The 8,957-nt window shown below is 64.4% G+C and carries 6 protein-coding genes; 3 read left to right on the top strand and 3 right to left on the bottom strand.

Features of this window, described 5'->3' with window-relative positions; all coding sequences use genetic code 11:
• Positions 1 to 54: 54 nt before the first annotated feature.
• Entirely contained in the window at positions 55 to 333 is a 279-nt protein-coding gene (locus K8I04_13890) for a zinc ribbon domain-containing protein (protein ID MBZ0072804.1), read from the bottom strand.
• Positions 334 to 667: 334 nt separating this feature from the next.
• Between K8I04_13890 and K8I04_13885 the strand changes: the two genes are divergently transcribed.
• Entirely contained in the window at positions 668 to 2,491 is a 1,824-nt protein-coding gene (locus K8I04_13885; protein ID MBZ0072803.1) for an ABC transporter ATP-binding protein/permease, read from the top strand.
• A 435-nt stretch (positions 2,492 to 2,926) separates the two neighbouring features.
• Here the strand turns inward: K8I04_13885 and K8I04_13880 are convergent, their stop codons facing one another.
• Positions 2,927 to 3,538 carry a hypothetical protein gene (locus K8I04_13880; protein MBZ0072802.1) on the bottom strand — a complete coding sequence of 204 codons (612 nt, stop codon included), beginning with the start codon at positions 3,536 to 3,538 and terminating at the stop codon, positions 2,927 to 2,929.
• 379 nt (positions 3,539 to 3,917) lie between these two features.
• Between K8I04_13880 and K8I04_13875 the strand changes: the two genes are divergently transcribed.
• Together K8I04_13875 and K8I04_13870 are read left to right on the top strand one after the other, a co-directional pair.
• Positions 3,918 to 4,577, top strand: coding sequence for a DUF1614 domain-containing protein (locus K8I04_13875; GenBank protein MBZ0072801.1), 660 nt, complete (start codon positions 3,918 to 3,920; stop codon positions 4,575 to 4,577).
• A 26-nt stretch (positions 4,578 to 4,603) separates the two neighbouring features.
• Entirely contained in the window at positions 4,604 to 5,455 is an 852-nt protein-coding gene (locus K8I04_13870; GenBank protein MBZ0072800.1) for an SDR family NAD(P)-dependent oxidoreductase, read from the top strand.
• Positions 5,456 to 6,299: 844 nt separating this feature from the next.
• On the opposite strand, the gene clpB is transcribed toward K8I04_13870, so the two are convergent.
• Positions 6,300 to 8,891, bottom strand: coding sequence for an ATP-dependent chaperone ClpB (gene clpB / locus K8I04_13865; protein ID MBZ0072799.1), 2,592 nt, complete (start codon positions 8,889 to 8,891; stop codon positions 6,300 to 6,302).
• Between the last annotated feature and the right edge of the window lie 66 nt (positions 8,892 to 8,957).

Genomic DNA, 8,957 nt, shown 5'->3' with positions numbered 1-8,957 from the left:
GCGATCAGCTCAACCCCCGACCCCCGACCCCCGAATCCCGGTTGCTGAATCCTGTCAGGTACATGTCCCACAAGCGCCCGAGCCGCAGCTGGAGCCGCTATCGGCGGCCGGCGCACCGCCGCTGTCCTTCTCCGCAACGTTGCGCTTGCTGCCGGATTTGAAGTCGGTCTCGTACCAACCGCTGCCCGACAGGCGGAAAGCGGCGGCCGAAATCTGCTTTTGCAGCGATGGCTTGCCGCATTCCGGGCAGTCCGTCAGGGGCGGATCGCTGAGCCTCTGCAGGGACTCCAGTGCGTGGCCACAGCTGCCACAACGGTATTCGTAGATCGGCATGACGTTACCCTCGGATCGAAGTTGTGAGAAAGGGCGGGGCCCTTTGCTGATGCTGGCACGAAACATGCGGTCCAGGGGTGGGAAAGTCAAGGGTGCCCGGCAGAATCGCCATTCACCACGAAGGCGCACGACAGGACATGGGACAGAACTCCCGGCCGCAACGGTATGCCCCGTGTCTTTACCGTGGCCGCCGTGATCACCGGGAGCGGGCCGTGCCCGTATACCGCACTGCCCAGGCCTTTCCAGCGACGCGGATACCCCAGGTTGCAGGCGGGTTGTTTCCCCCGCAGCGGCGATTTTGTGAGAATGGGCGTTCCCGTCCGGATCACGAGCCATGCGCAGCTACTCCCACGCCACCGAAATGCCTGATGCAAAACCCAGTGATGTCAGGACGCTGCGCGCGCTCGCGCCGTTCCTGTGGCAATACCGCGGGCGGGTGGTGCTGGCCCTGGCCTTCCTGATCCTGTCCAAGGTCGCCAACGTCGGCATCCCGCTCGTCCTCAAGGACATCGTCGACAGCCTCGACAGCAAGGCCCACGTCGAACTGGTGTTGCCGCTGGCGCTGCTGCTCGGCTACGGCGCCCTGCGGCTCGGCAGTTCTTTGTTCAACGAGCTGCGCGACGCGGTGTTCTCCCGGGTACGCCACGGCGCCATGCGCACGGTGTCGGTGCGGGTGCTGGAGCATCTGCACCGGTTGTCGCTGCGCTACCATCTGGAGCGCAAGACCGGCGGCGTGTCGCGTGACATCGAACGTGGCACGCGCAGCGTCAGCTCCCTGCTCAATTACATGGTCTTCAGCATCCTGCCGACGCTGGTGGAGGTGCTCATGATCACCGGCATCCTGCTCGCCAAATACAGTATCTGGTTCGTCGTCGTGAGCTTCGGTTCGGTGGTGTTGTATATCGGCTTCACCTTCATGATCACCGAATGGCGCATGAAGTACCGCGTCACCATGAACAACATGGACTCACAGGGCAACACCCAGGCGGTGGACAGCCTGATCAATTACGAGACGGTCAAATACTTCGGCAACGAGGCCCACGAACTGGGGCGCTACGAGCACACCCTGCGCCAGTGGGAGGATGCGGCGGTCAAGAGCCAGACCTCGTTGTCGGCGCTGAACGTCGGCCAGTCGGGCATCATCGCCCTGGGCGTGACGGGTGTGATGGTCCTGGCGGCGCAGGGCGTGGTGAAGGGCGAGCTGACCATCGGCGACCTGGTACTGGTCAACGCCTTCCTGCTGCAGTTGTTCATCCCGCTCAATTTCCTCGGCGTGGTCTACAGCCAGCTCAAGCACGCCATCACCGACATGCGGCTGATGTTCGACATCCTGGAGAGACAGCCGGAGATCGTCGACCGGCCGGACGCGGTGCCGCTGGAGGTTGGCAGCGGTACGGTGCACTTCGACCACGTCAGCTTCGCCTACGACCCCGAGCGGCCGATCCTGCACGGTGTCACGTTCACCATCCCCGCCGGCCACAAGGTCGCCGTGGTCGGCCCCAGCGGCGCCGGCAAGTCCACCCTGGCGCGGCTGCTGCTGCGCTTCTACGATGTCAGCGACGGGCATATCGCGATCAACGGCCAGGACATCCGCGGCGTCACCCAGGACAGCCTGCGCGCCGCCATCGGCATCGTCCCGCAAGACACGGTGCTGTTCAACGACACGCTCTACTACAATATCGCCTACGCGCGCCCCGGCGCCTCCCGTGCCGCGGTCGAGCAGGCGGCGCGGCTGGCCAACATCCACGCTTTCATCGCCGACCTGCCCAGGGGCTACGACACCGTCGTCGGCGAGCGTGGGTTGAAGCTCTCCGGCGGCGAGAAGCAGCGCGTCGCCATCGCCCGTGCCATCCTCAAAAACCCGCGTATCCTGATCTTCGACGAGGCGACCTCCAGTCTGGATACGCATTCGGAGCAGGTCATCCTCGATGCGCTGGGCGCGGTCGCCGCCAACCACACCACCCTGGTCATCGCCCATCGCCTGTCGACCGTCATCGATGCCGACACCCTCCTGGTGATGGACCAGGGCCGCATCGTCGAGCGCGGCAGCCATCAGGCGCTGCTCGCGAAAGACGGTATCTACAGCCGGCTGTGGGCCCTGCAACAAGAGGAGCGCGCGGCCGAAGACGATACGGAGCTGGAGGTCTTGGGGACGTAGCGTCGGCCACGGAACAAAACGGTTTTCAACACGCAGGTGCCGAAGGGAAAACCAGGGACAATGGCCACGGAAACACACGGAAGTACACGGAATGTAAACTCCGTTATGTCGACCTCTTCCGTGCCTGTCCGTGCGTTCTCGTGGCAGATTTTCGGCGTACCCCGTGGCTGTGAGGGACCGGTCGTGTAGGGTGCGTCGGCGCCAGCGACGCACCATGGCGTGGAACCTGGTGCGTCAGGCTGCGCCTCGACGCACCCTACCGGTCTGCTGAGTGGGATCCTGCGGATAGCTTCATTGCGTTTTCAACAATGGATTTTTTCCGTGTTATTCCGTGTGTTTCCGTGGCCAAAAAAAGGGTTTGCCCGTGTTGGTCCGCAGATTCCGTGGCCAGGAATATTTTCTTGAAATCTTCCTTCGCGTCGGGCGCTGCTGCGGTCAGCCGGGATCTTCACCGCGCTGGCGGCGCAGCAGTTCCGTTTCGCGGGCCATGATATGGCTGACCAGCAGATCACGGTCAGATTCGCGGATGTGCTGGTATTCCACCGCCACCTGCCAGGGCAGATCCATGGGACCCGCGCTGTCGCGTTCGCAGCGGGTCACCAGCGACACCGTCAGGATGCCGATCATGTTCGGGTAGAGCACCAGCCGGGTCTCCAGCAGCGCACCGGGCGCGAATTCACGCGCTGAGGGGAAGACCACGCCACCGGCGCTGAGCGTGACATCGAGCTGCGGAAAATCGCCCGCCGCGATCTCTTCCAGTACAAACAGCCGGGCGAGATGATTGAGCTTGGCATCCAGCGCTTTCATATAACGGGCAGCGTCCGGCGAGTCGGCCGCGACCCCATGTAACAGACGGGCAGTGGCACGGGAATTCACGGCAAAGTTGACCGCCACCGTGAAGCGGTCCGGTACGCGATCGGTGATGCGTTCGACGACGGCATCGACCCCACTGGCGTCGATCGGCCGCACCTTGAGCAGTACCTGATCGGCGATCCGGAAATACTCACGCCGTTCCGCCGCCCCTGCCTTATCGTCGTCCTCGATCACACCTGCCTCCTGTCGTCTCAGTACGCCTCCGATCTTCCGCCGGAACCGTATCGATTGCCACCGGGGCCCGCGCCAGCGCCAGACTCCCCCAGACTCCCCCGGACTCCCCGCGGGCGACGGACTGGCGGTACAATGCCGGCAGCGCCTCATGCCATGAGCCCGATGCCACCCCAGAACCCATTACTACGTCAACCCATTGATATCTTAAATCCAGCAATATCCATACCGAATCCTTACCCAGGCAGCCGCGGCGGGTATTCACCCGCTGAGCAGTACTGAAAACGTCGGTATGACGATCCTGCACATGGCCGTGCACTGCCGTGTGCTTCCATGGCAACTACCGCGCTCAGCTTGAATGTCCCGAGGAGACCCCGGACCCATGCCCTTCTCCCCTCTGCGTCTGCTGGTCATGGTCCTGATCTTCGGGCTGCTGCTGACCTTCGTGCAGATCGGGTTGCTGACCATCGCCTTTGCAAAGCTCGGCCTGTCGCCGGAGTCGGCAGTGACGCTGCTGCTGTGCGCGCTGTTCGGCAGCCTGATCAATCTGCCGGTGATGCGCATCCAGGCCGAGGCACCCGCAGACGACGCACCGCCGCCCTGGCCGGGCCTGCTGCGCGGTCCGGTGCAGCCGTTTACCGGAACCACGCTGATCGCAGTCAATGTCGGCGGCTGCATTATCCCGGTGCTGTTCTCGCTGCACCTCATGTACCAGATCGAGCTGCCGCCGGCGGAGGTCCTGCTCGCAGTCGCCGCCGTCACCGGCATGGCCTATGGCTTCAGCCGGCCCATACCGCGGCTCGGGGTCGTCATGCCGATGTTCATCGCCCCCCTCACCGCGGCGCTCGCGGCCGTGCTCATCAATGTCGAACACGGCGCCGCGCTCGCCTATATCAGCGGCACACTGGGCGTCCTCATCGGTGCCGATCTGCTGCGTCTGCCCGACATCCGTAAACTGGGTGCGCCCATCGCCTCGCTCGGCGGGGCCGGCACCTTCGACGGCATCTTCATCACCGGTATCGTCGCGGCCCTGCTGGCCTGACGGCGCCCCTGCCCCCGGATCACCCCATGACGGACGCACCGAAGGCCATCCTCATCACCGGCTGCTCCAGCGGCATTGGGCATTGCGCGGCCCACGGCCTCAAGGCGCGTGGCTACCGGGTGTTCGCCACGGCGCGGCGACCGGAGGATGTCGAACGGCTCCGGGCCGAGGGGCTGGAGAGCCTGCCACTCGACCTGGACGACTCGGCGTCCATCGAAGCGGCGCTGGAGCAGGTCCTGGAGCGGACCGCGGGACGGCTCTACGGGCTGTTCAATAACGGCGGCTACGGCCAGCCCGGTGCGGTGGAGGATCTGTCACGCGACGCCCTCCGTGCCCAGTTCGAGACCAACGTGTTCGGCAGCATCGAACTGACCAACCGGGTCATACCCGTCATGCGGGCCCAGGGGGCCGGGCGCATCATTCAGAACAGCTCGCTGCTGGGTCTGGTGGCCCTGCCCTATCGCGGCGCCTACAACGCCAGCAAATACGCCCTGGAGGGCTTCTACGATACCCTGCGGCTGGAACTCCATGGCAGCGGCGTGCAGGTGGCGCTGCTCGAGCCCGGCCCGATCAGCAGCCGCTTTCGCGCCAATGCCCACGCCATGTACCGGCGCCACATCGACGCCGATGGCAGTGTGCACCGGGACACCTACCGGGCCATGGAACGGCGCCTGACCCGGCCCGGACCGGCCGCCCCCTTCACGCTGGGGCCGGAGGCGGTGCTGACAAAACTGCTGCATGCGCTGGAGAGCCCGCGGGCCCGGCCGCGCTACCCGGTCACGCTGCCGACCTGGCTCTTTGCCGGTGCCCGGCGGGTATTGCCGGTGCGGGCGCTGGATTGGGTGCTGCGGCGGATCTCGCGGGGCGAGAACCGCTGACCCGATACCCACGGATGGTCGCGGAAGCACCCGGCGCGAAGGAGGATTTCAAGAAAACCCTCCTGGCCACGGAAACACACGGAACAATACGGAAAAAATCCATTGTTGAAAACGCAATGAAGCCGTCCGCAAGATCCTCTCAGCAGACCGGTAGGGTGCGTCGAGGCGTAGCCTGACGCACCAGGTTCCACGCCACGGTGCGTCGCTGGTGCCGACGCACCCTACACGACCGGTCCCGCACAGGCGCGGGGTACGCCGAAAATCTGCCACAGGAACGTACGGCCAGGCACGGAAGATGTCGATATAACGGGGTTTACATTCCGTGTACTTCCGTGTGTTTCCGTGGCCAAAAAAAGGTTTTGTCCGTGTTGGCCCGCAGCTTTCGTGGCCAGAAAGGGTTTACATCGGCGGGGCTGCGGACCGACCAGGCGGGACGCACAAAAAACCCCGCGTCACCTGCAGGGCAGGGGCGGGGTTAACCTGAGTAACGCCGCGGCTCGCGCCACGACCAGGTCCAAGGAGACATAACCACGATCAATTGCCACGCTCTGCTCAAACGAGGCAGGTTGCAGTCTCGACCCGTGGACGGACCGGTCGCCTTGATTCAGGTCAAGACGCCCGGCGTCGGGCGGTCCCAAAAAGAAACCCCGCGCGAGCGGGGCAAACCTGAATCGTAAGCGAGGCCCGCTAACATCATCAGGTGGAGGAGTCGTACTACTGCGTCACATTTCTGAACATCCGACCTTACTCTTTAAGTAGTCCACAGCCGCACACAAATCAAGCTTGAACCAAATTTGGCAGCTTACCGCGCCGTTCGGGCCGGCGCCGGGACATGCCCTCCGGTTCAGGACGCCTGCCGCACACCACGGCGGAAACTCAAACCGTCCCCATCGAGGTCGACCTCGATGACGTCCCCCGGCCCGAACTGGCCCGACAGGATCGCCTGCGCCAGCGGGTTCTCCAACTGCTGCTGGATGGCACGCTTCAAGGGCCGCGCACCGTACACCGGATCGAATCCGGCCTCGCCGAGCCGGTCCAGGGCCCCCTCGGACACGGTGATGTCCATGTCGCGGTCCAGCAGACGCTGGCGCAGATAGCTGATCTGGATGGTGCTGATGGCACGGATCTGCGTGCGGTCCAGCGGATGGAACACCACCGCCTCGTCGATGCGGTTGATGAACTCGGGCCGGAAGTGCGAACCGACCACCTCCATCACCGCCGCCTTCATGCGGCCGTAGTTCTCCTCGCCTACCAGCTCCTGGATCAGCTGCGACCCCAGGTTCGAGGTCATGACGATCACGGTATTACGGAAATCCACGGTACGACCCTGGCCGTCAGTCAGGCGCCCGTCGTCGAGCACCTGCAACAGCACGTTGAACACGTCCGGGTGCGCCTTCTCGACCTCGTCGAGCAGGATCACCGAATAGGGCTTGCGGCGCACCGCCTCGGTCAGATAGCCACCCTCTTCGTAGCCGACATAGCCGGGCGGCGCGCCGATCAGCCGGGCCACGGAGTGCTTCTCCATGAACTCCGACATATCGATGCGCACCATCGCCTCTTCGGTGTCGAACAGGAACGCCGCCAGCGCCTTGGTCAGCTCGGTCTTACCGACGCCGGTCGGACCCAGAAACAGGAACGAACCACTGGGACGGTTGGGATCGGACAGACCGGCACGGGCGCGGCGGATGGCATCGGAGACGGCCTTGACCGCCTCGGCCTGGCCGACCACGCGCTTGCCCAGCGCCTCTTCCATGCGCAGCAGTTTGTCGCGCTCACCCTCGAGCATCTTGGAGACCGGGATGCCGGTCCACTTGGATACGACCTCGGCGATCTCCTCGTCGGTGACCTTGTTGCGCAGCAGTTTCATTTCGTGCATCTCGGCCTGGGCCGCCATCTCGAGCTGTTTCTCCAGTTCCGGGAGACGACCGTACTGCAGTTCGGACATGCGCGCGAGATCGCCGGCGCGGCGCGCCGTCTCCAGTTCCAGGCGCGCACGCTCCAGCTCTTCCTTGATGTGCGTGGTGCCGGCCAGCGCGGCCTTCTCAGCCTTCCAGATCTCGTCCAGATCGGAGAACTCGCGCTCGAGTTTCTGGATCTCGTCTTCAAGGATATCGAGGCGCTTCCGGGAGGCCTCGTCGGATTCCTTCTTCAAGGCCTCACGCTCGATCTTCAGCTGGATCAACCGGCGCTCCAGACGGTCCATCTCCTCGGGCTTGGAATCGATCTCCATACGGATGCGCGAGGCGGCCTCGTCGACCAGATCGATGGCCTTGTCGGGCAGCTGGCGGTCGGTGATGTAGCGGTGTGACAGCGTCGCCGCGGCGACGATCGCCGGGTCGGTGATTTCGACGCCGTGATGCACCTCGTAGCGCTCCTTCAGGCCACGCAGGATGGCGACGGTGTCCTCGACGCTGGGCTGGTCGACCAGCACCCTCTGGAAACGCCGCTCCAGTGCGGCGTCCTTCTCAATGTACTTGCGATATTCGTCCAGGGTGGTCGCACCGATGCAGTGCAGTTCGCCGCGCGCCAGCGCGGGCTTGAGCATGTTGCCGGCATCCATGGATCCCTCGGCCTTGCCGGCGCCGACCACGGTGTGCAGCTCGTCGATGAACAGGATGACCTGGCCTTCCTGCTTGGCGAGGTCGTTGAGCACCGCCTTCAGGCGCTCCTCGAACTCACCACGGAACTTGGCGCCGGCGATCAGCGCGCCCATGTCGAGGCTGAGCAGGCGCCGGCCCTTGAGGCCCTCGGGCACCTCGCCATTGATGATGCGCTGGGCGAGCCCCTCGGCGATGGCGGTCTTACCCACACCGGGCTCGCCGATCAGCACCGGGTTGTTCTTGGTGCGCCGCTGCAGCACCTGAATGGAGCGGCGGATCTCGTCGTCGCGGCCGATCACCGGGTCGAGCTTGCCCTGTTCGGCCAGCTCGGTGAGATCGACGGTGTACTTTTCCAGTGCCTGGCGTTGTTCCTCGGCGCCCGGATCATCCACCTTCTGGCCACCACGCAGTTTTTCAATGGACTGTTCGAGCAGACCCTTGGTCGCGCCCGCCTTGCGCAACGCCTCGCCCGCCGGGCCCTGGTCCTCCAGGACGGCGAGCACGAACAGTTCCGAGGAGATGTACTGGTCCTTGCGCTGCTGGGCGAGCTTGTCGGTGATGTTCAGCAGACGGCTGAGATCGTTGGAGATGTGCACATCGCCACCGACACCGTGCACCTGCGGGAGCTTCTCCAGCGCCTCGCCCAGCTGCGAGCGCAGCAGATTCACATTCACGCCGGCCTGCGACAGCAGATGCCGCACGCTGCCGCCCTGCTGATCGAGCAGCGCGACGAACACGTGCGCCGGCTCGATGAACTGATGGTCGCGGCCCACCGCCAGGCTCTGGGCGTCGGCAAGTGCCATCTGGAATTTACTGGTCAGTTTGTCCATACGCATGGATCACAAGCTCCCCGAAAACAGATTCAGTACGGATTCATCAGGATTACCGGACAGATGGGGGGG

The organism is Gammaproteobacteria bacterium (assembly GCA_019911805.1).
GTDB lineage: Bacteria > Pseudomonadota > Gammaproteobacteria > Thiohalobacterales > Thiohalobacteraceae > JAHJQQ01.
Note: the sequence above shows the minus strand (reverse complement) of the source record. Positions and strands in the feature narration are given on the sequence as shown.

Coding starts and splice junctions, on each gene's coding strand:
- clpB (MBZ0072799.1), bottom strand. CDS start 8,891: ATGCGTATGGACAAACTGACCAGTAAATTCCAGATGGCACTTGCCGAC.
- K8I04_13890 (MBZ0072804.1), bottom strand. CDS start 333: ATGCCGATCTACGAATACCGTTGTGGCAGCTGTGGCCACGCACTGGAG.
- K8I04_13870 (MBZ0072800.1), top strand. CDS start 4,604: ATGACGGACGCACCGAAGGCCATCCTCATCACCGGCTGCTCCAGCGGC.
- K8I04_13875 (MBZ0072801.1), top strand. CDS start 3,918: ATGCCCTTCTCCCCTCTGCGTCTGCTGGTCATGGTCCTGATCTTCGGG.
- K8I04_13885 (MBZ0072803.1), top strand. CDS start 668: ATGCGCAGCTACTCCCACGCCACCGAAATGCCTGATGCAAAACCCAGT.